Source organism: Streptomyces sp. NPDC049915 (assembly GCF_040656475.1).
Classification (GTDB): Bacteria; Actinomycetota; Actinomycetes; order Streptomycetales; family Streptomycetaceae; genus Streptomyces.
This window is the reverse complement of record NZ_JBFAMH010000004.1, coordinates 67,807-91,852: the sequence shown is the minus strand read 5'-3', so window position 1 is coordinate 91,852 and position 24,046 is coordinate 67,807. Positions and strand designations below refer to the sequence as shown.

The window sequence follows — 24,046 nt, the reverse complement described above, 5'->3', positions numbered from 1 at the left end:
GGCGAATGATCGCCGGCCGTTACGAACTGGCCTCCCTCCTCGGCCAGGGCGGCATGGGCCAGGTGTGGACGGCCTACGACCGCAGGCTCGACCGGCGCGTGGCGGTGAAGCTGCTGCGCCCCGACAAGGTGGCCGGGCAGGAGGCCGACGAGCTGCGCCGCCGGTTCCTGCGCGAGTGCCGGGTGACCGCGCAGGTCGACCACCCGGGCCTGGTGACCGTGCACGACGCGGGCAGCGAGGGCGAGGAGCTGTTCCTCGTCATGCAGTACGTCGACGGCGCCGACCTGTCGGACCACCTCGCCGAGCACGACCCGTACCCGTGGCCGTGGGCGGTCGCCGTGGCGGCGCAGCTGTGCGCCGTGCTGAGCGCCGTGCACGCGGTGCCGATCGTCCACCGCGACCTCAAGCCGCGCAACGTGATGGTCAAGCAGGACGGCACGGTCACCGTGCTCGACCTGGGCGTGGCCTCCGTGATGGACAGCGACACCACCCGCCTGACCCACACCGGCTCACCCATCGGCTCGCCCGCCTACATGGCCCCGGAGCAGGCGATGGGCGGCGCGGTCGGGCCGTACACCGACCTGTACGCGCTCGGTGTGCTGCTGCACGAACTGCTCAGCGGGAACGTCCCGTTCGCCGGTTCCACCGCGCTCGGCGTGCTGCACCGGCATCTGTACGAGCCGCCGGTGCCGGTGCGCCGGTTCCGCCCCGAGGTCCCCGAGGCGCTGGAGACGCTGGTGCTGCGTCTGCTCGCCAAGGATCCCCTGCACCGGCCCGCGTCCGCGCAGGAGGTGTACGAGCAGCTGGTGCCGCTGCTGCCCGGGCGCGGCATACCGAGCGGGGCGCCGCTGGACCCCACGCGCCCCTTCCTGCGTCCGCACGCCCCCTGGCCGGACCGCGCCCGCACCCCCGCGCCGCAGCCGTCCCCCGCCGCCCATCCGCCCGCCGCGGGGAAACCCGATGTGGCCGCCGCCGTGGACGAGGTCAAGCGCCTGCTCGGGCAGGGCAGCATCACGCAGGCCGTCGACATCCTCGGCGCGATCCTGCCCGTCGCCGCCGGGGAACACGGCGAGCACTCCCCGGTCGTACGGACCCTGCGCAAGCAGTACGCCGCCACGCTCATGGACGACGGCCAGTACCGGCGTGCGCTGCCCGAACTGCGCCGCCTGGCCGACGAACGCGCCGCCGAGGCCGGAGTCTCCGACCCGCAGTCCCTGCGCTTCCGCTACGACGCCGCCCAGTGCCTGGAGCAGCTCGGCGAGCCGGGGGCCGCGCTCGCCGAGTACCGCGCGCTGCTGCCGTACTACGAGAACCAGTACGTCTCCGGCGATCCCGCGCTCGCCCACGAGCTGCGCCGCCGCATCGGTCTGCTGCTGCTCGCCCTCGGCGACCGGCCCGCCGCGCACGACACGCTGATGCGCCTGCTGCACGACGTGGAACGGCTCCACGGCCCCGGGCACCCGCTGGCCGCGGACGTGCGCCGCACCCTGCAATGGCTGGGGCAGGTGCGGGGCTAGGCACGGCACGGGCTAACGTACGAGCCGCTCGTGGTTGTCGCGGACACCGAGCGGTCACATACATCGAAGGGGTGGGGTCAGCCGTGTCCAGCCATCGTCAGTCCAAGAAACGCAGATACATCACCTGGGCGGTGGCGGGCGCCGCCGTCGTCGCCGGGGGCGGGATAGCCGCACAGCAGTCCATGGCGGCCACCACCTGGCCCGCCCAGAAGACGTACACCGGCCGGGCCTTCGACACCTGCACCGCGCCCTCGCTCAGCGCCATGAAGGCCTGGCGCGCCGACGGCTACTACGGCGGCGCGGCCGTCTACATCGGCGGCAAGAACCGCGGCTGCAGCCAGCCCAACCTCACCGCGTCCTGGGTGAAGTCGGTGAACGCCCAGGGCTGGAAGCTCGTCCCGCTCTACGTCGGCGCGCAGCCGCCCTGCCAGACCAGCCGCAACCCCGAGAAGCTGACCGCCGCCACGGCCGCCTCCCTCGGCGCGAGCGACGCGAGCGACGCCGTGGCCAAGGCCGCGGCGCTCGGCATGAAGGCCGGCAGCGCGATCTACCTCGACATGGAGCCGTACGACATCACGAACAAGTCGTGCAACGACGCCGTGCTGACGTACGTGCGCGCGTTCACAAAGGGGCTGCGGGCCAAGACCTACCGGGCCGGTTTCTACGGTTTCAGCAGCTCCAGCGCCAAGGCGATCGCCACGGCCACCAACAAGACGGACCTGCCGGGCAACCTCTGGTACGCGCTGTGGGACAAGAAGGAGACCACCACCGCGGACTGGCCGTGGGGCGTGTCGCAGTTCACCAACCACAGCCGTGGCCACCAGTACCTGGTGAACAGCAAGGAGACCCGGGGCGGTTACACGATCACCGTGGACCGCGACGCGTGGGACGCGCCGGTGGCCATCGTCGGCTGACGTTCTTCGTCAGGAGGGCGCGCGGCGGTGCCGGAAGTGGCGGTGAATCGTTGGTCGAATGGGTTGGCCTCAGCCTGCCCACTGCCTACCATCGATCACCGCAAGACCTTGTGCACCGTCGCACAATCTCCTCGGGAGGTTCCCCTTGCACCGCCGCCGTCGCACCGCGCTCCTGCTGTCCGCCGCGATCGTCGCAGCTCCCCTGCTCACCGCCTGCGGAAGTGACACGCATCCGGGTGCGGCGGCCGTCGTCGGCGGCCAGAAGATCACGGTCTCCCAGCTTCAGGACCGGGTGAACGAGGTCCGCGCGGCGCAGCGCGCGGCAGCCGGAGACCAGGCGAACTACGCGCGCGCGGTCTCCGGCTCCGGCAACCTCACCCGGCAGACGCTGCACAGCATGGTCCTGGACCAGGTGCTGCACCGCGCAGCTCAGGACGCGCACGTCGCCGTCACCCCCCGCGACGTGCAGCAGCTGCGCGCGGGCGTGGAGCAGCAGCTCGGCGGGGCCAAGGCCCTGGAGACGACCTGGCTGCGCGAGTACGGCATCCCGCCGCAGCGCGTCGACGACAACCTGCGCCTGCAGGTCGAGGCCCAGAAGCTCGCCGCGAAGCTGGGCACCGACACCAACCAGCCGGCGTTCTGGAAGGCCCTGTCCACGGCGTCGCAGGAACTGGGCGTCGACCTCAACCCGCGCTACGGCACCTGGGACGCCCGGAAGGTCGGCCGGGTGGACGCGACGACCCCGTGGGTGAAGGACGTGACGGCGGCGTCACAGCAGCCGGCGTAACGGGACCTCCCGGCCGACGGCGAGGTGTCCCACCCGAGGGGCGCGGGGCTGTTTTTGATATGCGGCTCCGCCGCGTGGGCGCGACCAGCCACAGACCGCCCGCGCCCGCCCGCCCACAGACACCTCCCGAGCTGGTGGGCGGTACGTTCGAACCGTGAACGCACCTCGCCCAGAGAACCCCGGCCGCATCGTTCTGCTCACCACCAGCCACAGAGTCGCCCCCGGCCTCCTCTCCTGGCCCGCCTGGAAGGCACTCCGCACGGCCGGCAGGGTGCTGTGCGCCGACGACGCCCACCCCCAGCTCCCCTACCTCCGTGACGCCGGCGTCGACGTCGAGGTGACCGCCGTGACCGCCGAGGAACTCCTCGCCGCCTGCGAAGGCGCCCGCACCGTCGTGGTCGTGGCGAGCGGCGAGGGCGAGCCGGCGCTGACCGACGGCCTCGCCCGGCTGGCCGGCTCCGGCCGCGTCACCATGCCGGAGCTGGAGCTGCTGCCCGCCTCCTACGACCTGCCCGGCGCCCGCCTGCTGGACCTCGTCCAGGTCATGGACCGCATCCGCGTCGCCTGCCCGTGGTCCTCGCGGCAGACCCACGAGGGCCTGGCAAAGTACGCCATGGAGGAGGCGTACGAGCTGGTCGAGGCCATCGAGGACGGCGACCGCGACGAACTGCGCGAGGAGCTGGGCGACGTGCTGCTCCAGGTGGTCTTCCACGCCCGCATCGCCGAGGAGGACACCGACGCCCCCTTCTCGATCGACGACGTGGCCGGCGGCATCGTCGCCAAGCTCATCCACCGCCACCCGCATGTCTTCGGGGACGCCACCGCCACCACCCCCGAGGAGGTCAAGGCGCACTGGCTGCGCACCAAGGCGCAGGAGAAGCGGCGCGCCTCCGTCACCGAGGGCGTCCCGCTCCACCAGCCCGCCCTCTCCCTCGCCGCCAAGCTCGCCGCCCGCACCCGCACGGCCGGCCTGGACGTCGAGCTGCCGCAGGGCGACGGCATCGGCTACCAGCTGCTCGCGCTCGCCGCGCGCGCCGAGGCGGACGGCGTCGACCCGGAGACGTCGCTGCGCGCGGCGGCCCGCGCCTACCGGGACGCGATCCGCGAGGCCGAGGGCGTCGCCCCCGGCGCGCTCGCCGCGGCGCCCGCCGAACACCGCGACGCCGAGGCCCACCCGGATCCGGATACGGTCGAGGAGTGACCGAGCAGCTCCGCCCCGACGACACCGCTCCCGAACTCTTCACCTGGGAGTTCGCGGCCGACCCCTACCCCGCGTACGCCTGGCTGCGCGAGCACGCGCCCGTGCATCGCACCCGGCTGCCCAGCGGGGTGGAGGCCTGGCTGGTCACCCGGTACGCCGACGCCCGCCAAGCCCTGGCCGACCCGCGCCTGAGCAAGAACCCGGCGCACCACGACGAGCCGGCGCACGCCAAGGGCAAGACCGGCATCCCCGGGGAGCGCAAGGCGGAGCTGATGACGCACCTGCTGAACATCGACCCGCCGGACCACACCCGGCTGCGGCGCCTGGTCAGCAAGGCGTTCACGCCCCGCCGGGTCGCGGAGTTCGCGCCGCGCGTGCAGGAGCTCACCGACCACCTCATCGACCAGTTCGCGCACAAGGGATCCGCCGACCTCATCCACGAGTTCGCCTTCCCGCTGCCCATCTACGCCATCTGCGACCTGCTCGGCGTCCCCCGTGAGGACCAGGACGACTTCCGGGACTGGGCCGGGATGATGATCCGGCACGGGGGAGGGCCGCGGGGCGGGGTCGCCCGGTCGGTGAAGAAGATGCGCGGCTACCTCGCCGAGCTGATCCACAGGAAGCGGCAGGCCCTGCCCGCCGAAGCCGCCCCCGGCGAAGATCTGATCTCCGGCCTGATCCGCGCCTCGGACCACGGCGAGCACCTCACCGAGAACGAGGCCGCGGCGATGGCGTTCATCCTGCTGTTCGCCGGTTTCGAGACGACCGTCAACCTCATCGGCAACGGCACCTACGCCCTGCTCACCCACCCCGAGCAGCGGCACCGGCTGCAGGACTCCCTCGCCCGGGGCGAACGCGCGCTGCTGGAGACCGGCGTGGAGGAACTCCTGCGCTTCGACGGCCCGGTGGAGCTGGCGACCTGGCGGTTCGCCACCGAGCCGCTGAGCATCGGCGGGCAGGCCATCGCCCCCGGTGACCCCGTCCTCGTCGTCCTGGCCGCCGCCGACCGCGATCCGGAGCGCTTCCCCGGGCCGGACGTGCTGGACCTCGCCCGGCGTGACAACCAGCACCTCGGCTACGGCCACGGCATCCACTACTGCCTGGGCGCCCCGCTGGCCCGCCTGGAGGGCCAGGCCGCCCTCGCCACCCTGCTCACCCGGCTGCCCGACCTCCAACTGGGCGCGGAACCGGCCGACTTGCGCTGGCGTGGCGGTCTCATCATGCGGGGGCTGCGGCAATTGCCCGTGGTGTTCACGCCCGAGGGCACACAGGAAAATGACACCTCTTCAACTTTGTGATCTTCACGTGATCTGCGCGGCATGAACTTGTGACTGACGATCGTCTGCCGATACGTTCACTCGTCAGCGCGACGCCATTGACTCAAGGCGCCGCGCCGGTCACTGCTGTCTCGCGAAAGGTCACCGCATGCTCCCCGGGAACGGTCGACACCGTCGCCCCCGTCAGGCTCCGGCACTCCTCGTCGCGGCCGGAGTGACCGGCTCCGCCATCGCCATCCCGCTGCTCGGCGCGGCGAGCGCCCACGCGGCCGACGGCACGACGTGGGACAAGGTGGCCGAGTGCGAGAGCGGCGGCCGCTGGAGCGACAACCCCGGAATCGGGCTGTACGGCGGCCTGCACCTGTCGCAGGAGGACTGGGAGGGCCACGGCGGCCTGGAGTACGCGGCCCGCCCCGACCTCGCCAGCCGCTCGCAGCAGATAGCCGTCGCCGAGAAGGTCCTCGCCGACCAGGGCGTCGGCCACTGGACGCTGTGCGGGCTGACGTCGGGCCTGTCCGCCGACACCTCCGCACCCGACGTCGACACGGGCGTACCGGGCGACACGTCGGGCGGCGGCTCGGCCTCCGCCGGCGCTACCGCCGGATCGGACTCCTCCGGCTCGGACTCCTCCGGCTCCAGCGGGTCCACCGGTTCGCCCGACTCCTCCGGTTCGGCCGGTACCTCCGGATCCACCGATACCTCCGGATCATCCGGAACCTCCGGTTCGGTGGACTCGCCCGGCTTGCCCGACTCCTCCGGTACGCCCTCCGGTACGGCGGCCGGTGCTCCCTCCGCGGGCAGCCCCGCGCAGCCCTCTGACGGCCTGTCGTCCACCACCCCGTCCGCGGGCGGTGCCGGCAAGGCCGGTGCGTCCGGAAGTGCGGAGCCCGGCACCTCGCAGCCGTCCGACAGTGCCTCCACCGGTGCCGCAAACGGCGACGATCCGGACAACCTGCGTCAGATCGTCGGGGATTCGGGGCTCGTCGACACCGGCGCCCTCGACGGCGGTGGCCGCCACCGCGGCGTCAGCGCACAGGAGGACGCGACCGAAGCGAGCGCGGCGCCCGCCTCGGGCCGGCACGCCTCGCGCTACACCGTGCGCGACGGGGACAGCCTCACGTCCATCGCCGACTCCCTTGGCGTCGCGGGCGGGTGGCGCGCTCTGTACGCGGAGAACCAGGACGCGATCGGTGCCGACCCGAGCCACATCGTGCCCGGTCAGACACTGCTTGTCGGTGGCGAAACGGGCGAAAAGTAGCGGGAGTTGACGCCCCGTTTCGAGACTAATGTCCGCTTTGGTGAAAGTGTGGGATGAGTCTCAGAAGCCGTGATCGTCTTTGAAATTCGGCCGATCGCCTGTCTACGGTCATGACCGCTCGCCACCGCGAGCCCCGGCCGGCCGCAACGCCGAATCCTGCCAGCGGCCGCACGGGAACAGTCGTCGCTTAACGCGCCGCAGGCAGGAGCGGGGGACCCAAGGTAAGTGCCGTGCCCGGCAGTTGAGCCGGAGCGGCTAGGGGTGAAGCCACACCTCCTCCAGGGGAGGGGTGGCCGGGCAACTCAACCGGCCCGAACCCGACAGCTCACCTCGCAGGCGTCGGTGAGGGGATCCACCATGCTGTTTTCCGGCAAGGGCAAGCACCGTCGTCCCTCCAAGGCCACCCGCGCCATCGCGATCGCCGGTGTCACCGGTGCCGCCGTCGCCGCTCCGCTGATGGCGGCCGGCAACGCCTCCGCCGCCACCACCTCCGAGTGGGACGCGGTCGCCCAGTGCGAGTCCGGCGGCAACTGGTCCATCAACACCGGCAACGGTTACTACGGCGGCCTGCAGTTCTCCGCCTCCACCTGGGCCGCGTACGGCGGTACCGCCTACGCCCCGCAGGCCAACCAGGCCAGCAAGGCGCAGCAGATCCAGGTCGCCGAGAAGGTCCTCGCCTCCCAGGGCAAGGGCGCCTGGCCGGTCTGCGGCACGGGCCTGTCGAGCACCCCCAACGAAGGCGGCGCCTCCTCGAGCTCCTCCCAGAGCAGCGGCTCGTCCTCCCAGGGCGCCACCACGACGCGCTCCACCGAGCAGCAGAGCGCCTCCCGCTCCAGCGAGCGCCCGGCGCAGTCGCAGAAGAAGCAGAGCTCGAAGACCGTCACCACCCCGACCGGCAAGAAGGTCAAGAAGGGCGACGGCGAGTACAAGGTCGTCAAGGGCGACACCCTCAGCTCCATCGCCGAGAAGCACAAGGTCGCCGGCGGCTGGAAGAAGCTGTTCGACCTGAACAAGGACATCGTCCAGGACGCCGACCTGATCTACCCGGGCCAGCAGCTGCACCTGAAGTAAGCGGCAGCCGGCAGACCAAGGGCCGCTCCCCGTCCCCACGGGCTCCCCGCCCCGGTGCGTGTTCCCCCGTACGCACCGGGGCGGGGTTTTGTCTGCCGCTGGTTCGCCGGATATTCAGCCAGAACGCCACCCCCCTTTGTTCCGACGGTGAACAATGGGTACGGTCTGTCTGTCCACGGGCCGGGCGGTCGGCTGGCCGATGGCCCCGGGGCGGTTAGGCTCTAGTCGCAAGGCTCACCAGCCCCGCACTTTCAGCGTCACATCCACGAAGGAGATGCTCGTGCCGTCCATCGACGTCGTCGTAGCCCGGGAAATCCTGGACTCCCGAGGCAACCCCACGGTCGAGGTCGAGGTCGGCCTCGACGACGGCAGCACCGGGCGTGCCGCCGTTCCGTCCGGCGCCTCGACGGGCGCCTTCGAGGCCATCGAGCTGCGTGACGGCGACGCCAGCCGTTACCAGGGCAAGGGTGTCGAGAAGGCCGTGCTGGCCGTCATCGAGCAGATCGGCCCGGAGCTGGTCGGCTACGACGCCACCGAGCAGCGTCTGATCGACCAGGCCATGTTCGACCTGGACGCCACCGACAACAAGGGCTCGCTGGGCGCCAACGCCATCCTCGGCGTCTCCCTCGCCGTCGCCCACGCCGCCTCCGAGGCCAGCGACCTGCCGCTGTTCCGCTACCTGGGCGGCCCGAACGCGCACCTGCTGCCGGTGCCGATGATGAACATCCTGAACGGCGGCTCGCACGCCGACTCCAACGTGGACATCCAGGAGTTCATGATCGCCCCGATCGGCGCGGAGTCCTTCTCCGAGGCCCTGCGCTGGGGCGCCGAGGTCTACCACACCCTGAAGAAGGTCCTGAAGTCCAAGGGCCTGGCCACCGGCCTCGGCGACGAGGGCGGCTTCGCCCCGAACCTCGGCTCCAACCGCGAGGCCCTCGACCTCATCCTCGAGGCGATCAAGGAGGCCGGCTACACCCCCGGCGAGCAGATCGCCCTCGCCCTCGACGTGGCCGCGTCCGAGTTCTACAAGGACGGCTCCTACGTCTTCGAGGGCAAGAACCGCTCCGCCGAGGAGATGACCGAGTACTACGCCGAGCTGGTCGAGGCGTACCCGCTGGTCTCCATCGAGGACCCGCTGTTCGAGGACGACTGGGAGGGCTGGAAGACCATCACCGCCAAGCTCGGTGACAAGGTCCAGCTCGTCGGTGACGACCTGTTCGTCACCAACCCCGAGCGCCTGGCCCGCGGCATCGAGGAGGGCGCCGCCAACGCCCTGCTGGTCAAGGTCAACCAGATCGGCTCGCTCACCGAGACCCTGGACGCCGTCGAGCTGGCCCAGCGCAACGGCTACAAGTGCATGATGTCCCACCGCTCCGGCGAGACCGAGGACGTCACCATCGCCGACCTCGCCGTCGCCACCAACTGCGGCCAGATCAAGACCGGCGCCCCGGCCCGCTCCGAGCGCGTCGCCAAGTACAACCAGCTGCTGCGCATCGAGGAGATCCTCGACGACGCCGCGGTGTACGCCGGCCGCAGCGCGTTCCCCCGCTTCCGGGGCGCGGTCTCCAAGGGCTGACCCATCCTGGCGTAAGGCTTAGCCAGTCGTACGTACGTCCCCGTACTCGGTCCCGTACCGTGTCCGGGGACGTACGCGCGTGTGAAAGGGGAGGCCGGCATGGCCGTGAAGGACCGGGACCGTTTCTCCACGGCGACCAGGATCCGGCTGCTCGGCGAGCAGACCGCGGCCCGCGTCTACCGTTCCCAGACCAAACGGCAGGCCCGCCGCTCCCGGCTCACCGGCCGCGCGGCACTGCTCGCGCTGGTGGTGTGCTCACTGATCGTGGCGCTCGCCTACCCCATGCGCCAGTACGTCTCGCAGCGCGCCGAGATCGCCGATCTGCAACGGCAGAAGCAGCAGGCCAGGCAGCGCGTGGAGCAGCTGCGCGACCTCAAGGCGCGCTGGCAGGACGACTCCTTCGCAGCGCAGCAGATCCGGCAGCGGCTGCACTATGTGATGCCGGGGGAGACCGGTTACGTCGTGGTCGACCCGGACGCCGCCAAGCAGGCGCACACCGAACTCGGCTCGGCGGACCGCCCCTGGTACTCCAACGTCTGGGACGGGGTCGACAAGGCCGACGCCTCCGACCAGTAATTCGACAAGAGAGAACTTCGTAGTGGAAACGCCCCCGCCGTCCACCCCGCGCACCGAGCCCACCGACGCGGATGTGGCGGCCTTCGAGCAGCAGCTGGGCCGGCCGCCGCGCGGGCTGCGCGCGATCGCCCACCGGTGCCCCTGCGGGCAGCCCGACGTCGTGGAGACCGCCCCGCGCCTGCCGGACGGCACGCCCTTCCCGACGCTGTACTACCTCACCTGCCCCCGCGCCTCCTCCGCGATCGGCACCCTGGAGGCCGAGGGCGTGATGAAGGAGATGACCGAGCGGCTGGGAACCGACCCGGAGCTGGCCGCCGCCTACCGCGCCGCGCACGAGGACTACATCCGGCGCCGCGACGAGATCGAGGAGCTGACCGGCTTCCCGAGCGCCGGCGGCATGCCGGACCGCGTGAAGTGCCTGCACGTGCTGGTCGCCCACTCGCTGGCCGCCGGACCGGGCGTCAACCCGCTCGGCGACGAGGCGATCGCGATGCTGCCCGAGTGGTGGCGCAAGGGTCCCTGTGTCACGCCGGCCGGCGAGGGCGCGGGCGCCGGGACCGAGGAGGACGCCAAGTGACCCGGGTCGCCGCCATCGACTGCGGTACGAACTCCATCCGTCTGCTGGTCGCCGACGTGGCCATGCCCGACAGCGCCTCCGGCGCGGGGGCCACGGGTGAACTCGTCGAGCTGGACCGCCGTATGACGATCGTGCGGCTCGGGCAGGGCGTCGACCGCACCGGGCGTCTCGCTCCCGAGGCGCTCGAGCGCACCTTCGCCGCCTGCCGGGAGTACGCGGAGATCATCAAGGAGCACGGCGCCGAGCGGCTGCGCTTCGTGGCCACGTCCGCCTCCCGGGACGCGGAGAACCGCGACGAGTTCGTGCGCGGCGTGCTGGACATCCTCGGCGTGGAGCCGGAGGTCATCACCGGTGACCAGGAGGCGGAGTTCTCCTTCACCGGCGCGACCAGGGAGCTGGCCGGGCACGAGCACCTTCAGCGGCCGTTCCTGGTGGTGGACATCGGCGGCGGCTCCACGGAGTTCGTCGTCGGCGAGGAACACGTGCGCGCGGCCCGCTCGGTGGACGTCGGCTGCGTACGGATGACCGAGCGTCACCTGGTGGCCGGCGGGGCGGTCACGGACCCGCCCACCGAGGAGCAGATCGCGGCCATGAGGGCCGACATCGAGGCCGCCCTGGACCTCGCCGAGCAGAGCGTTCCGCTGCGTCAGGCCCGCACGCTGGTCGGGCTCGCCGGGTCGGTGACGACCGTGTCGGCGATCGCCCAGGAACTGCCCGAGTACGACTCGGCGCGCATCCACCACTCCCGGATCTCCCGGGACAAGGTCCGCGAGATCACCGAGTGGCTGCTGCACTCCACGCACGCCGAGCGCGCGGCGGTGCCGTCGATGCACCCCGGCCGGGTCGACGTGATCGCGGCGGGCTCCTTGGTGCTGCTGTCGATCATGGAGCGGACCGGCGCCGAGGAGGTCGTGGTGAGCGAGCACGACATCCTGGACGGCATCGCCTGGTCGCTGGTGTGACAGCCCTGCCGTGACGGCAGTGCACTGAGGGCGGTGGGACCCGGCAGTCCTGGACCACCCGGTCCTCGGCGAAGACGGCCCGGCGAAGGCGGCTGGGCCCACCAGGCGGGCACGGCGGGGGCGGCCGGTGCGGCAGGCGCCGCGGGCATGGCGGGTGCCGCGGGGACGGCCGACGCCGCGGGTACGGCGGAAGGCCATGCGGCCGCCGGCGCGCGCCGGGGCTCGGACGACGACGCGATGACGCGCTCCGGGGAGCGCATGCACGTGGGTGTCGAGCGCCGTGAGGCGGGCCGTGCCCGGCTGCGCAAGTACGTCGTCACCGAGGAGGAGGAGCGACCGGTAGGGATCCGGCCACGGGAACCCCGGGTGCCGGCGGACAACGACCGCCGGCATCCCGCTCCGGAGGCCCGCCGCAGGACCCGATAGACCCTGGTCAGCGTCCTCCCCTGAGTACCCGTGAACACGCCTGAGCGGGCTCGGCGAACGGTCCGATGACGCCGCGTCGGGAAAGTTCGTGAAGTTCTTCACAAGGAATTCCGTTCCGCAGGCCCCCCGAACGCCTTCGGATCACCCCTCCGGGGGCCGAACTCGCCTTTGAACATGTTCAGAAGGGGTGGATGGCGCGCCTTCGGATCACGCGTTCCGCAGGGCCTCACGGCTCGCTCACCGTGCCCTCCACCGCCCAGAGAGGCAGCTCACGCGGCATTGACAACGGGTTGTACCGGGCAACGGTTCCCGTCGCCCGCCATGACCTGCGTCACGCGGGCCGCGGAGTGTAGCACAGGTGGTGTCGGACCTTGTGAAGGGGCGCACGAGCCACCCCCTCCATCCGGGTGGATACTCGATGCCATGAGCACCACGGAGCGTCCCAGGATCCTCGTAGTAGGCGGTGGGTACGTAGGCCTGTACGCAGCTCGACGCATTCTGAAGAAGATGCGTTACGGAGAGGCGACCGTCACGGTCGTCGACCCCCGGTCGTACATGACCTACCAGCCCTTCCTCCCCGAAACCGCCGCCGGCAGCATCTCCCCGCGCCACGTCGTCGTCCCGCTGCGGCGTGTGCTTCCCAAGGCGGAGGTCCTCACCGGCCGGGTCACCACCATCGATCAGGACCGCAAGGTCGCCACGATCGCCCCGCTGGTCGGCGAGGCGTACGAGCTGCCCTTCGACTACCTGGTCATCGCGCTCGGCGCGGTCTCCCGCACCTTCCCGATCCCCGGCCTCGCCGAGCAGGGCATCGGTATGAAGGGCATCGAGGAGGCCATCGGCCTGCGCAACCACGTGCTGGAGCAGCTCGACAAGGCCGACTCCACGACCGACGAGGAGATCCGCCGCAAGGCGCTCACCTTCGTCTTCGTCGGTGGTGGCTTCGCCGGCGCCGAGACCATCGGCGAGGTCGAGGACATGGCCCGGGACGCGGCCAAGTACTACAACAACGTGTCCCGCGAGGACATGCGGTTCATCCTCGTCGACGCCGCCGACAAGATCCTGCCCGAGGTCGGCCCGAAGCTCGGCCAGTACGGCAAGGAGCACCTCGAGTCCCGCGGTGTCGAGGTCTACCTGTCCACCTCCATGGACTCCTGCGTCGACGGCCACGTGGTGCTGAAGAACGGCCTCGAGGTCGACGCCAACACCATCGTGTGGACCGCCGGCGTCAAGCCCAACCCGGTGCTGGCCCGTTACGGCCTGCCGCTGGGCCCGCGCGGTCACGTCGACTGCGCGCCCACGCTCCAGGTGCAGGGCACCGACTACATCTGGGCCGCCGGCGACAACGCCCAGGTCCCGGACCTGGTGGGCCGCAAGGCCGGCAACGAGAACGCCTGGTGCCCGCCGAACGCCCAGCACGCGCTGCGCCAGGCCCGGGTGCTCGGTGACAACGTCCTCTCCGGCCTGCGGGGCTTCCCGCAGAAGGAGTACAGCCACGCCAACAAGGGCGCGGTGGCGGGCCTCGGCCTGCACAAGGGCGTCGCGATGATCGTCATGGGCAAGATGAAGATCAAGCTCAAGGGCCGTCTCGCCTGGTACATGCACCGCGGCTACCACGGTCTGGCGATGCCGACCTGGAACCGCAAGATCCGGGTCTTCGCCGACTGGACGCTCGGCATGTTCCTCAAGCGCGAGGTCGTCTCCCTCGGCGCGCTGGAGTCCCCGCGCGAGGAGTTCTACGAGGCCGCCAAGCCGGCCCCGGCTCCCGCCCCGGCCGCCGTGAAGACCGGGGAGAAGGCCAAGGCCTCCTGACCCTCCCGGTCACCTGCTTCGACGCCCGAAGGGGCCGCCCGCCATCCGTGGTGCGGGCGGCCCCTTCGGCGTTCCTCCGGGCCATGATCACCCTTTGTGATGACGTCGGTCGATCTCCGCGGCTACCGTGGACGGGAAGGCCGAGAATCCCGTCCATGGGAGGAATCATGACCGCCGAGCCCGTAGCCGAGCCGACCTCCGCGCCCGGCCGCCGCTGGCCGGTGCCGCCCCGGGACGGATACACCGTGGACGACCTGTTCACGTTGCCCGACCTCCCGCCGCACACCGAGCTGATCGACGGGAGCCTGGTCTTCGTGAGTCCGCAGCGGCGTTTCCACGCCAAGATGATCGAACTGCTGCTGAACGGTCTGCGCCGCACGGTCCCGGACGACCTGAAGGTCGAGCGGGAGATGACCGTCGTCCTGGACCGCCGCAACGGCCCCGAGCCCGACCTCTGCGTCGTGCGCGCGCAGGCCGTCGTCGACGACCTGGACCAGACCCGCTTCGAGGCCGCCGACGTCGTCCTCGCCGTCGAGGTCGTCTCCCCGGACTCCGAGGCCCGTGACCGCGACACCAAGCCCCACAAGTACGCCGCCGCGGGCATCCAGCACTTCTGGCTGGTCGAAGCCGACGGGTCGCCCAAGCGTCCCGTGGTCCGCAGCTACGAGCTCGACCCGGTGTCCAAGACGTACTCCCTGACCGGAACCCACCGCGACCAGCTCAAGTTGTCGGTGCCGTACGACATCGGGATCGACATCACCCTCGAAACGCTGAGGGACCTCTGAACCGACGCCTCCGCCCGAGGGTTTGCCGAGACGTGACGCGCGTGGGGGACTGCGGCCAGGCCCCGTGAGTGTTTACGTGGTGACAGACATCCGGGATGACCGGTCACGGAGGTGTTGCACATGGCCGACGCCGCGCTGCGGCTCACGCGCCTGCTCGAGCAGTTGCTGGGAGTGCCGCTCCCGGTCCGTATCCGCGCCTGGGACGGCTCACAGGCCGGTCCCCCCGGCGCACCGACGCTGATCGTACGCAACCGTCGCGCGCTGCGCCGGCTGCTGTTCAAACCGGGCGAACTGGGCCTGGCCCGCGCCTGGGTGGCCGGTGACGTGGAGATCGAGGGCGACCTGTACGCCGCGCTGGATCTGCTCGCCGACCTGATCTGGGACCGCGGCGAGGACGCCAGAACCCTCGGCGAGGCCCTGCGCGACCCGACCGTACGCCAGGCCGTGCGCGGCCTGCTGAAGCTCGCGGGGCCGCCGCTGCCGCCCGCCCCGCCCGCCGAGGAGGTCCGCCGGCGCCGCGGCCATCTGCACACCCGCCGCACCGACAAGAAGGCCATCAGCCACCACTACGACGTCGGCAACGACTTCTACGAGCTGGTCCTCGGCCCGTCCATGGTGTACTCCTGCGCCTACTGGCCCGCCCCGGACGCGACGCTGGAGACCGCCCAGCGCGACAAGCTCGAACTGGTCTGCCGCAAGCTCGCCCTGAAGCCGGGTCAGCGGCTGCTCGACGTCGGCTGCGGCTGGGGTTCCATGGCGATCCACGCCGCCCGCGAGCACGGTGTGAGCGTCGTCGGCATCACGCTCTCCCACGAGCAGGCGGCCTACGCCCGCAAGCGGGCCGCCGACGAGGGCCTGACCGACAAGGTCGAGATCCGGGTGCAGGACTACCGGGACGTGCAGGACGGGCCCTACGACGCGATCTCCTCCATCGGCATGGCGGAGCACGTCGGCGCCGAGCGCTATCTGGAGTACGCGCAGAATCTGCACGCCCTGCTCAAGCCCGGCGGCCGGCTGCTCAATCACCAGATCGCCCGCCGCCCGCAGCGTGACGAGGGCGCGTACGACGTGGACGCCTTCATCGACGCCTATGTCTTCCCCGACGGCGAGCTGCAGCCCATCGGCATCACGGTCTCCCAGCTGGAGCGGGCCGGGTTCGAGGTGCGCGACGTGGAGTCGATCCGCGAGCACTACGCGCTCACCCTGCGCAGCTGGGTCGCCAACCTGGAGGCACAGTGGGACCGCGCGGTCCGGCTGACCAGCCCCGGGCGGGCCCGCGTGTGGCGCCTGTACATGGCCGCCTCGGCCCTGTCCTTCGAACACAACCGCATCAGCGTCAACCAGGTCCTCGCCGTGAAGACCCCCGGCTCCGGCGCATCCGGGATGCCGCTGCGCGCCCGCACCTGGAACTGACACGGCACAAGGGCCCCGCTGCCGGAAGGAAGCGGGGCCCGTCAGTGTCGTAGCGGCTACTCCGCCTTGATGGCCTGCAGCATGTTCAGGCGGGCCGCGCGGCGGGCCGGCCACAGGGCCGCCAGGACGCCCACCAGGGCGGCTCCCGCCAGGAACAGCGCCATCCGCGCCCACGGCAGAACCAGCTCGTACGTCGGCATCTTGGTGCCGAGCAGCTCACCGGCCGCCCAGCCGAAGAACACGCCGAGGCCGATGCCGAGCACGCCGCCGAACAGGGAGATCACCAGGGACTCCAGGCGGACCATCCGCTTGATGCCCGAGCGGTCCAGGCCGATCGCGCGCAGCATGCCGATCTCCTGCGCCCGCTCGAAGACGCTCATCGCCAGGGTGTTGATGACCCCGAGCACCGCGACGATCACCGCCATGCCGAGCAGGCCGTAGAGCATGTTCAGCATCAGCGTGAAGATCTGCGCGATCTCGTCGGAGACGTCCTGCTTGTCCTGGATCCTGATCGCCGGGTTGTCGCCCAGCGCCTTCACCAGGGTGTCCTTGGCCGTGCCCGACGCGCCGTCGGCGGTCTTCACCATGACCTGCATGTCACCGGCGTCGGCCGGCTGGTGCGGGGTGAGGGCGGCGGTGTCGAGCAGGATCCCGCGGATCATGTCGTTGCCCTCGTACACCCCGACGACCGTCAGCCGCTGCGCCTTGCCGTCCTCGTAGTGCACGGTGAAGCCCGAACCGGCGTGCCAGCCGTGCGAGGTCGCGGTGTCCTTGTCGACGACGACCTTGTCGCCGCCGACGGTGAAGGAGCCGTCGTCGGTCTTCAGATCGGTGAGCTTGCCGATCGCGGCGCCGTCGACGCCGGTCAGGTACTCGGTCTGCCCGTCGATGCGCGAGGGCGCGTTGCGCAGCGGGCTGACGTCCGTGACGCCCTCGGTCGTACGCAGCTTCTTCTCGACGGCCGGGGAGAGTTCGTTGCCGTTCGCCATGGAGACGACGTAGTCGGCGCGGATCGCCGCCGAGGCCATCTTGTCGATGGACGTCTGCAGGCTGCCCGCCATCACCGTCAGGCCGGTGATCAGGGTGAGCCCGATCATCAGCGCGGAGGCCGTGGCGGCGGTACGGCGCGGGTTGCGCACCGAGTTCTGCCGCGCGAGCAGGCCCGACACCCCGAAGGCGCGCAGCACCGGCGCCGCGGCCGCGATCAGCGGGCGGGACAGCAGCGGGGTGAGCACGAACACGCCGATGATCAGCAGCACCGCGCCGAGGCCCATGGGCGCCTGGGCGGCGTCGGCGTCCATCGAGGTGGCGGCGAGCACCACCGCGACGCCGGCCGCGGCGAACAGGGCGCCGATGGTGTTGCGCAGCACCAGGGACTTGGTGGTCGCCTTGGCGTGCACGCTGCTCATCGCCGCCACCGGCGGGATCTTCGCGGCGCGCCGGGCGGGAAGCCAGGCGGCCAGCATCGTCACCAGGACGCCGACGACGAGCGCGGTGACGACGGTGGTGGGGGAGATCACCAGCGGGCCGTCCGGGACGGTCGCGTCGAAGGTGCCCATCAGGGACCTGAGTCCGGCGCCGATGCCGATGCCCGCGACGAGGCCGGCCACACCGGCCACCGCGCCGACCACCAGTGCCTCGATCAGCACCGAGCGCGTGACCTGCCGGCGGGAGGCGCCGACGGCGCGCAGCAGCGCGAGTTCCTTGGTGCGCTGGGCGACCAGCATGGTGAAGGTGTTGGCGATGATGAAGGTGCCGACGAACAGGGCGATGCCGGCGAAGACCAGCAGCGCCTGCTGCATCCCGCTCATCTGCGCGGAGATCATCTGTGCCTGGTCGTCGGCGAGCTGCTTGCCGGTGGTGGTCTCCACGGCGTCCTTCGGCAGCGCCTTGTCCAGCGCGGCCCGCAGCGCGGCCTGGGAGGTGCCGGGCGCGGCCTTGACGTCGATCTCGTCGAAGGCGCCCGCCGTGCCGAACAGCCGCTGCGCGGTCGCCGTGTCGAACAGGGCGAGGCTGCCGCCGGCGGCGACGTTGCCGTCGTCGGTGGTGAAGATGCCGGTGATGGCCGGGGTCAGCACGGGGCCGTCGACCGAGATGCGCACGGTGTCGCCGACTTCGTAGCCGGCCCGCTCGGCGGTCTTGGCGTCGATGAGGACCTGGTTCTTCCCGGTGGGCGCGTGGCCCTCGACGAGCGGGTAGCGCGGGTCCTTGGCGCCCCAGTAGTTGCCGCCCTCGGAGCGGAAGCCGCCGCCGATGAGCTTGCCGTGCCGGTCGGCGATGGCGGTGAAGCCCTGGACGACACCGATCGCCGAGGAAGCGCCGGGCACCTTGGCGCTGGTGTCCAGCTGCGCCTGGGTCAGCTCGGCCCGCTTGCTGACGGTGTTTCCGGTGTCGGCGCGGTAGTGGGGCCGCACTGCGACGTCGACGTGGTCGAAGCCCTTGGCGGAGCTCTTCTCGTAGGCGCCGGAGATGGTGTTGGTGAAGACGAGGGTGCCGGAGACGAACGCGACGCCGAGCATCACGGCGAGCACGGTCATCAGCAGACGGGCCTTGTGCGCGAGGACGTTGCGCAGCGCGGTGCGGAACATCAGCTGGTGCGGCCCTTCGCGTCGAACTGCTTCAGGAAGTCGAGGACCGCGTCGGCCGTGGGGTGGATCATCTCGTCGACGATGCGGCCGTCGGCGAGGAAGACGACGCGGTCCGCGTAGGCGGCGGCGACCGGGTCGTGGGTGACCATCACGACGGTCTGGCCCAGCTCCCGCACGGAGTTGCGCAGGAAGCCGAGCACCTCGGCGCCGGAGCGGGAGTCCAGGTTTCCGGTCGGCTCGTCACCGAAGATGATGTCCGGCTTGGAGGCGAGCGCGCGGGCGACGGCGACGCGCTGCTGCTGGCCGCCGGAGAGCTGCGAGGGGCGGTGCCCGAGCCGGTCCGCAAGACCGACCATCCCGATCACCGCGTCCAGCCACTGCCGGTCGGGCTTGCGGCCGGCGATGTCCATCGGCAGCGTGATGTTCTCCAGCGCGGTCAGGGTCGGCAGCAGGTTGAACGCCTGGAAGATGAAGCCGATCTTGTCGCGGCGCAGCTTGGTCAGCTGCTTGTCCTTCAGGGAACCCAGCTCGGTGTCGCCGATGCGCACGGAGCCGGAGGAGAAGGTGTCCAGACCCGCGACGCAGTGCATCAGCGTGGACTTGCCGGAGCCCGAGGGGCCCATGATGGCGGTGAACTGGGCCTGGTGGAAGTCGACCGAGACCCGGTCGAGGGCGACCACCTGGGTCTCGCCCTGGCCGTAGATCTTCGACAGGTCCGTGGCGCGTGCGGCCACGGCGGCGCTGGTCCGGCCGGCGACGGATGTGGTGGTCACGGGAAGGCTCTCCTCACGGAAACGACGATGTTCGAGGGACGTGTTCCATCGTTGCGGCGCCTTGACCCCCTGTAGTCACCCGCTGTTCCGGTTCCCGGGGCCGACTGGGGTCGGACTCCGGGCGGCCGTGTCATACCTGGGGATGACGGCCGTCCCTGAGGACGCGGGGTGGGAGGGCGATGGTGAGAACCGGTGGCGCACCCTCGTTCGGACGGTGAAATTCCGTCATTTCGCGTACGCGGCAGAGCGCCGCACGCAAGGCTGTTGGCAAGTGCGGACGGCCTGTTCCGGTGGCTGATGCTCCCTCAGGCGCCAATAAAATAAGACAACATCGGGTCACCCGACCGCTGTTCGGGGGACGTCTCCCGATAGGGTCAGGAGTCTCGATGCGGAGCCCATGGCCTGCCCGGATGGTGGAATGCAGACACGGCGAGCTTAAACCTCGCTGCCCCTTCGCGGGCGTGCCGGTTCAAGTCCGGCTCCGGGCACCTCCGACCCTCGGCCGCCGGCCGCACCCTTCCCGATGCGTCACCGCGCACCCGTTGACAGCGGGTGACGACGGGCGCAGACTCGCGCCCGAAAGTCAGTGAAGGATATTTCACCACGCGAACACGCCGCTCGGCGGGCCGTGTCGCCCACGCGAAGGGAACGCCCGATGCGCACCACCGTCGGCATCATCGGCGCGGGTCCGGCCGGCCTCGTCCTGGCCCGGCTGCTCCACACCGCCGGCATCGACTCGGTCGTCCTGGAGAGCCGCGACCGCGCCTATGTCGAACAGCGCCAGCGCGCCGGGATCCTGGAACAGGGCACCGTGGACGTCCTGCGCGCGGCCGGCGCCGCCGAGCGCATGGACCGCGAGGGCCTGCGCCACGACGGCATCGAGCTGCGCTTCGACAAGAAGCGTCACCGCGTCGACTTCCCGGCCCTGACCGGCGGGAAGTCGGTGATGGTCTACGCCCAGACCGAGGTGTGCAAGGACCTCATCGCGCTCCAGCTCAAGGAGGGCGGCCCGCTGCTGTTCGAGGCCGAGGCCCTCGCCGTGGAGGACGCCGGCACCGACCAGCCCCGCGTGCGGTTCCGGTACGAGGGTCACGAGGACGTCCTCGCGTGCGACTACGTCGTCGGCTGCGACGGCTTCTGGGGCGTGGCGCGCAAGGCGATCCCCACCGCGCTGTCCCGCGTCTTCGAGCGGACGTACCCCTTCGGCTGGCTCGGCGTCCTCGCCGACGTCGCCCCCTCGCACGACGAGCTGGTCTACGCCCGCCACGACCGCGGCTTCGCCCTGCTCTCGATGCGCTCCCCGTCCGTCTCCCGTCTCTACCTCCAGGTGCCCGCGGACACCGACGCGGAGTCCTGGAGTGACCAGGCGATCTGGGACGAGCTGGAGCGCCGCTTCGCGACCGCCGACGACTGGCGCCTTCGGCGCGGCCCGATCACCCATAAGTCCGTCACACCGATGCGCTCCTTCGTCCACGAGCCCATGCGGTACGGCCGCCTCTTCCTCGCCGGGGACGCCGCGCACATCGTGCCGCCCACCGGCGCCAAGGGCCTGAACCTCGCCGTCGGCGACGTCGTCACCTTCGCCCGCGCCCTGGTCCATGAGCGCGAGACCGGCTCCCCCGACCTGCTCGACTCCTACGCGCAGACCTGCCTGCGCCGGGTGTGGCAGGCCGAGCGCTTTTCCTACGACATGACGACCCTGCTGCACCGCGCCCCCGACGCCACCCCCTTCGACGACCGCCTCCAGCTCGCCCGCCTGGAGCGCATCACCGGCCACCGCGCCGCCGAGACCGACCTCGCCGAGGCCTACACCGGTTTCCCGCTCGACTGAGCCCCGGACGCGAGTGGATCTCCGGCCGATTCCGGACGTGTACCGGCTTGGTGATGAATCGAGCCCGGCGGTGGCGGGAATCACGCCGACGCGTAGCGTGTTGCGCAGCACAGGGCGGGAAAGATCCTTCCCAGGTATTAGGGTCGATCCTTTGCCTTTCCATTACTCTTGAGCCAAGGCCACGCTCGATGGCCATGGAGGAGTGAGATGAGGAGCAGTAACCCGGTCTTCTCGCGACGGGGGTTCAGCCGCGACAACGGCTACGCGGGCTTCAACACCGCACCGCAGGCCGGGTACGCCCAGGGCAACCCCTACGCCCAGGGAGGCCAGTACGCCCAGGGCGGCAACCCCTACGCGCAGAACCCGTACGCGACCAACCCGTACGCCCAGCAGGACACGCAGTACGGCGCCCCGCAGGCCCCGGCCACCACCGGCCGGATGACGATGGACGACGTCGTCACGCGCTCGGCCACCACGCTCGGCGTGGTCGTCCTCGGCGCGATCCTCGCCTGGGCCGTCCTGCCGGTCTCGCCCGGTTCCTACGGCCTCGCCATCGGCTCGGCGCTGGTCGCCTTCGTCCTGGCGATGGTGCAGAGCTTCAAGCGCACCCCGTCGCCCGCGCTGATCCTGGGCTACGCCGCGTTCGAGGGCATCTTCCTCGGCGTGATCAGCGAGATGTACAACAGCGCGTGGAGCGGCGCCCCGTTCCAGGCGGTGCTCGGCACCATGGCGGTCTCCGGCGCCACGCTGCTCGTCTACAAGGCCGGCTGGATCCGCGTCACGGCCCGCTACGCCCGCATCGGCATGGCCATCGCCATCGCGTTCGTGGTGGTCATGGCGGTCAACCTGCTGCTGGTGGCGTTCGGCGTCGCCGGGGACGGCGGTCTGCGCAGCATGGGCCCGCTGGGCGCGGTCGTGGGCATCATCGCGATCCTGATCGGCGCGTTCTTCCTGACCCTCGACTTCAAGCAGATCGAGGACGGCATCGCCTACGGTGCCCCGCGCAACGAGGCGTGGCTGGCCGCGTTCGGTCTCACCATGACCCTGGTGTGGATCTACCTGGAGATGCTGCGTCTGGTGGCGATCTTCAGCAGCAACGACTGACGCGGGCCGGCGGTTGCCGGCCCCCCGTCGGGAAGGGCCCCGGGACGAGTGTCCCGGGGCCCTTCGGCGTTTGTCGGCGGGTGCGCGCGACGCTCGTTCGCGGGAGGCGGAGCGGTCAGCGCAGCTTCCGCGCGGCCCTCCTCAGTTCGTACTCATGGATGATCGCCTTGGCGTGGCCGTACGCGAGATTGTGCTCGTGCCGCAGCCAGCTGACCTTCTCCTCGAAACGGAGGGCCGGGCCTTCTTCGACGGTGCGCAGCCAGTCGGCGATCTCACGACCGGTGCAGTGGGGGATGCGGGCGAGAATGTTGCGGTGGGTCTCCTCGGAGAGGACATGGGACATCGGCGCCTCCGGACGCATGGGATGTAAGCCGGTCCTTCAGGTCACCGTGCCTGAGTGTTCGCTCGTTGGCAACAGTCCCGAGCGGGCGCGTAGGCTCACGGCGTGGTGGATACGACGTCTCTGACCCGAGCTGTTGATCACTTCGCCGATCGGTTGCGGGCAGCACCGCAGTCCCGACTGCAACGGGGGGCTGCCGCGGAGGCGCTGGGGCTGGCCAGAGAGCTGGCCCGGTGGGCGCAGGATCTTGAGTCGCCGGGGGGTGTGGTGCGGGAGATGCCCGACGCGGGGATGTTCGCGGTGGCCGATCAGGTGACCGTCGCGGGACGGGATCTCGCGGTGGTGCTCCCGTCGCAGGCCGACGTGGAGAAGGCCGTGCGGTTGGTCGAGGAGGCGCAGAAGAGGGCGGGAGTCTGATCCCGCCCTCGTGAGGGTCCGAGCCCGTCCGTCACAGGCTCGCTATGACCCGGTCCGCCAGGATGTAGACGTTGTCCTCGCCGCAGGAGAACGTCAGGGTGTACGCGCCCGAGATGCCGGAGCCGCCGAGCAGGTACGGGGTGTCGCCGGCGCGCAGGGCGGCCGCCAGACGGTCCGCGGTGTCGCGGTGGCCCGGGGTCATGCACAGCGTGGTGCCGTCGGCGAAGACGTAGACGTCGAGCGTGCCGAGCGGGCCGGGGCGGACGTCGGTCAGCTGGACGCGGTCCGCGGCCAGTTCGTCCAGAATGGCGACCGTGCGCTCATGGTCGTTCACGACCGGTGACTGCATCGGTACGAAGTCCGGGTGCGAGGGGTGGCGGCGGCGGGCCGCGGCCAGCTCGGGGGACTCGCCCGAGAACTCGTCGGCCTCCGGGCCGTGCTCGGTCACCGGCTCCAGGCCTACGAAGTCGGCCTGGCGGGGCAGGAACAGCTCACCGTCGGCCAGGCCCAGCAAAGAGGGCGTGTCGGAGGCGTCGCGGGCCTCCTGGGCCGCCCAGAACGCCCGTGCCTCGGCGAGTTCACGCTCGCGCTCCTCGGCGAGGGCGTCGGCCACGGCGGCGCGTATCTCGTCCGCGTCGGCCGCGGCGCGCGCCGCGGGCAGCAGCCCGTGGGTCGCGGAGTGGTTCACGGCCAGCTGAGTCTGCAGGGCCGTCACCTGCCTGCGCAGCAGGACGAGGGTGCGCAGGACGGCGAGGCCCACGGCGCCCGTGGCGGCCGTGGTGACCAGCAACGCGATCGGCATGGCGCTCACTGACGTACTCCCAGGTTCAAAGTCGACCCC

General features: G+C 71.1%; 22 protein-coding genes, 1 tRNA gene and 1 riboswitch. Of the genes, 19 read left to right on the top strand and 4 right to left on the bottom strand.

Annotation, left to right across the window (positions count from 1 at the left end):
* The first annotated feature begins 5 nt into the window (after window positions 1-5).
* From AB0J12_RS07740 to AB0J12_RS07670, 15 genes are all read left to right on the top strand, one after another.
* The gene (locus AB0J12_RS07740) at window positions 6-1,517 is read left to right on the top strand and encodes a serine/threonine-protein kinase (protein WP_363263714.1); all 1,512 of its coding nucleotides are present in this window, start codon (window positions 6-8) and stop codon (window positions 1,515-1,517) included.
* Window positions 1,518-1,600: 83 nt separating this feature from the next.
* Entirely contained in the window at window positions 1,601-2,431 is an 831-nt protein-coding gene (locus AB0J12_RS07735) for a glycoside hydrolase domain-containing protein (protein WP_363263314.1), read from the top strand.
* Window positions 2,432-2,576: 145 nt separating this feature from the next.
* Window positions 2,577-3,218 carry a SurA N-terminal domain-containing protein gene (locus AB0J12_RS07730; RefSeq protein ID WP_363263313.1) on the top strand — a complete coding sequence of 214 codons (642 nt, stop codon included), beginning with the start codon at window positions 2,577-2,579 and terminating at the stop codon, window positions 3,216-3,218.
* 154 nt (window positions 3,219-3,372) lie between these two features.
* Entirely contained in the window at window positions 3,373-4,419 is a 1,047-nt protein-coding gene (locus tag AB0J12_RS07725) for a nucleoside triphosphate pyrophosphohydrolase (protein WP_363263312.1), read from the top strand.
* Window positions 4,416-5,717, top strand: a complete 1,302-nt coding sequence (locus AB0J12_RS07720) for a cytochrome P450 (protein WP_363263311.1) — start codon at window positions 4,416-4,418, stop codon at window positions 5,715-5,717. The genes AB0J12_RS07725 and AB0J12_RS07720 overlap by 4 nt, the downstream gene beginning before the upstream one ends.
* 127 nt (window positions 5,718-5,844) lie before the next feature.
* Window positions 5,845-6,954, top strand: coding sequence for a transglycosylase family protein (locus tag AB0J12_RS07715; RefSeq protein WP_363263310.1), 1,110 nt, complete (start codon window positions 5,845-5,847; stop codon window positions 6,952-6,954).
* Between the two features lie 183 nt (window positions 6,955-7,137).
* Window positions 7,138-7,308: riboswitch (cyclic di-AMP (ydaO/yuaA leader) on the top strand.
* A gap of 3 nt (window positions 7,309-7,311) precedes the next feature.
* Window positions 7,312-8,025 (top strand): transglycosylase family protein, encoded by a 714-nt coding sequence (locus AB0J12_RS07710; RefSeq protein ID WP_363263309.1) that lies wholly within the window; start codon window positions 7,312-7,314, stop codon window positions 8,023-8,025.
* 280 nt (window positions 8,026-8,305) lie between these two features.
* On the top strand, window positions 8,306-9,601 hold the full coding sequence (eno, locus tag AB0J12_RS07705; protein ID WP_363263308.1) for a phosphopyruvate hydratase: 1,296 nt from the start codon (window positions 8,306-8,308) through the stop codon (window positions 9,599-9,601).
* A 99-nt stretch (window positions 9,602-9,700) separates the two neighbouring features.
* The gene (locus AB0J12_RS07700) at window positions 9,701-10,177 is read left to right on the top strand and encodes a septum formation initiator family protein (protein WP_363263307.1); all 477 of its coding nucleotides are present in this window, start codon (window positions 9,701-9,703) and stop codon (window positions 10,175-10,177) included.
* 22 nt (window positions 10,178-10,199) lie between these two features.
* Window positions 10,200-10,754, top strand: a complete 555-nt coding sequence (locus tag AB0J12_RS07695; protein ID WP_363263306.1) for a DUF501 domain-containing protein — start codon at window positions 10,200-10,202, stop codon at window positions 10,752-10,754.
* Entirely contained in the window at window positions 10,751-11,716 is a 966-nt protein-coding gene (locus AB0J12_RS07690) for a Ppx/GppA phosphatase family protein (RefSeq protein ID WP_363263305.1), read from the top strand. Before AB0J12_RS07695 ends, AB0J12_RS07690 begins: the two co-directional genes overlap by 4 nt.
* Before the next feature lie 147 nt (window positions 11,717-11,863).
* On the top strand, window positions 11,864-12,142 hold the full coding sequence (locus AB0J12_RS07685) for a DUF2382 domain-containing protein (protein WP_363263304.1): 279 nt from the start codon (window positions 11,864-11,866) through the stop codon (window positions 12,140-12,142).
* Between the two features lie 423 nt (window positions 12,143-12,565).
* The gene (locus tag AB0J12_RS07680; RefSeq protein ID WP_363263303.1) at window positions 12,566-13,954 is read left to right on the top strand and encodes an NAD(P)/FAD-dependent oxidoreductase; all 1,389 of its coding nucleotides are present in this window, start codon (window positions 12,566-12,568) and stop codon (window positions 13,952-13,954) included.
* A 167-nt stretch (window positions 13,955-14,121) separates the two neighbouring features.
* Window positions 14,122-14,739: a Uma2 family endonuclease gene (locus AB0J12_RS07675; protein ID WP_363263302.1), complete on the top strand. Its 618-nt coding sequence runs from the start codon at window positions 14,122-14,124 to the stop codon at window positions 14,737-14,739.
* A gap of 120 nt (window positions 14,740-14,859) precedes the next feature.
* Window positions 14,860-16,152 carry a cyclopropane-fatty-acyl-phospholipid synthase family protein gene (locus AB0J12_RS07670; RefSeq protein WP_363263301.1) on the top strand — a complete coding sequence of 431 codons (1,293 nt, stop codon included), beginning with the start codon at window positions 14,860-14,862 and terminating at the stop codon, window positions 16,150-16,152.
* A 56-nt stretch (window positions 16,153-16,208) separates the two neighbouring features.
* Here AB0J12_RS07670 and AB0J12_RS07665 read toward each other — a convergent pair whose 3' ends face one another.
* Entirely contained in the window at window positions 16,209-18,740 is a 2,532-nt protein-coding gene (locus AB0J12_RS07665) for an ABC transporter permease (RefSeq protein ID WP_363263300.1), read from the bottom strand.
* Entirely contained in the window at window positions 18,740-19,513 is a 774-nt protein-coding gene (locus tag AB0J12_RS07660) for an ABC transporter ATP-binding protein (RefSeq protein WP_363263299.1), read from the bottom strand. The genes AB0J12_RS07665 and AB0J12_RS07660 overlap by 1 nt, the downstream gene beginning before the upstream one ends.
* A gap of 404 nt (window positions 19,514-19,917) precedes the next feature.
* Between AB0J12_RS07660 and AB0J12_RS07655 the strand changes: the two genes are divergently transcribed.
* The 3 genes from AB0J12_RS07655 (at window position 19,918) to AB0J12_RS07645 (ending at window position 22,448) form a co-directional block, all read left to right on the top strand.
* Window positions 19,918-20,001: transfer RNA gene (locus AB0J12_RS07655), tRNA-Leu, on the top strand.
* A 167-nt stretch (window positions 20,002-20,168) separates the two neighbouring features.
* Window positions 20,169-21,344, top strand: a complete 1,176-nt coding sequence (locus tag AB0J12_RS07650; RefSeq protein ID WP_363263297.1) for a 4-hydroxybenzoate 3-monooxygenase — start codon at window positions 20,169-20,171, stop codon at window positions 21,342-21,344.
* 207 nt (window positions 21,345-21,551) lie between these two features.
* Entirely contained in the window at window positions 21,552-22,448 is an 897-nt protein-coding gene (locus AB0J12_RS07645) for a Bax inhibitor-1/YccA family protein (RefSeq protein ID WP_363263296.1), read from the top strand.
* 115 nt (window positions 22,449-22,563) lie between these two features.
* Here the strand turns inward: AB0J12_RS07645 and AB0J12_RS07640 are convergent, their stop codons facing one another.
* A complete protein-coding gene (locus tag AB0J12_RS07640) occupies window positions 22,564-22,791 on the bottom strand; it encodes a DUF4287 domain-containing protein (protein WP_361628545.1) in 228 nt (75 codons plus the stop codon).
* Between the two features lie 102 nt (window positions 22,792-22,893).
* Between AB0J12_RS07640 and AB0J12_RS07635 the strand changes: the two genes are divergently transcribed.
* On the top strand, window positions 22,894-23,205 hold the full coding sequence (locus tag AB0J12_RS07635; RefSeq protein WP_363263295.1) for a hypothetical protein: 312 nt from the start codon (window positions 22,894-22,896) through the stop codon (window positions 23,203-23,205).
* Between the two features lie 31 nt (window positions 23,206-23,236).
* Here AB0J12_RS07635 and AB0J12_RS07630 read toward each other — a convergent pair whose 3' ends face one another.
* Window positions 23,237-24,016, bottom strand: coding sequence for a hypothetical protein (locus AB0J12_RS07630; protein ID WP_363263293.1), 780 nt, complete (start codon window positions 24,014-24,016; stop codon window positions 23,237-23,239).
* Window positions 24,017-24,046 lie beyond the last annotated feature (30 nt).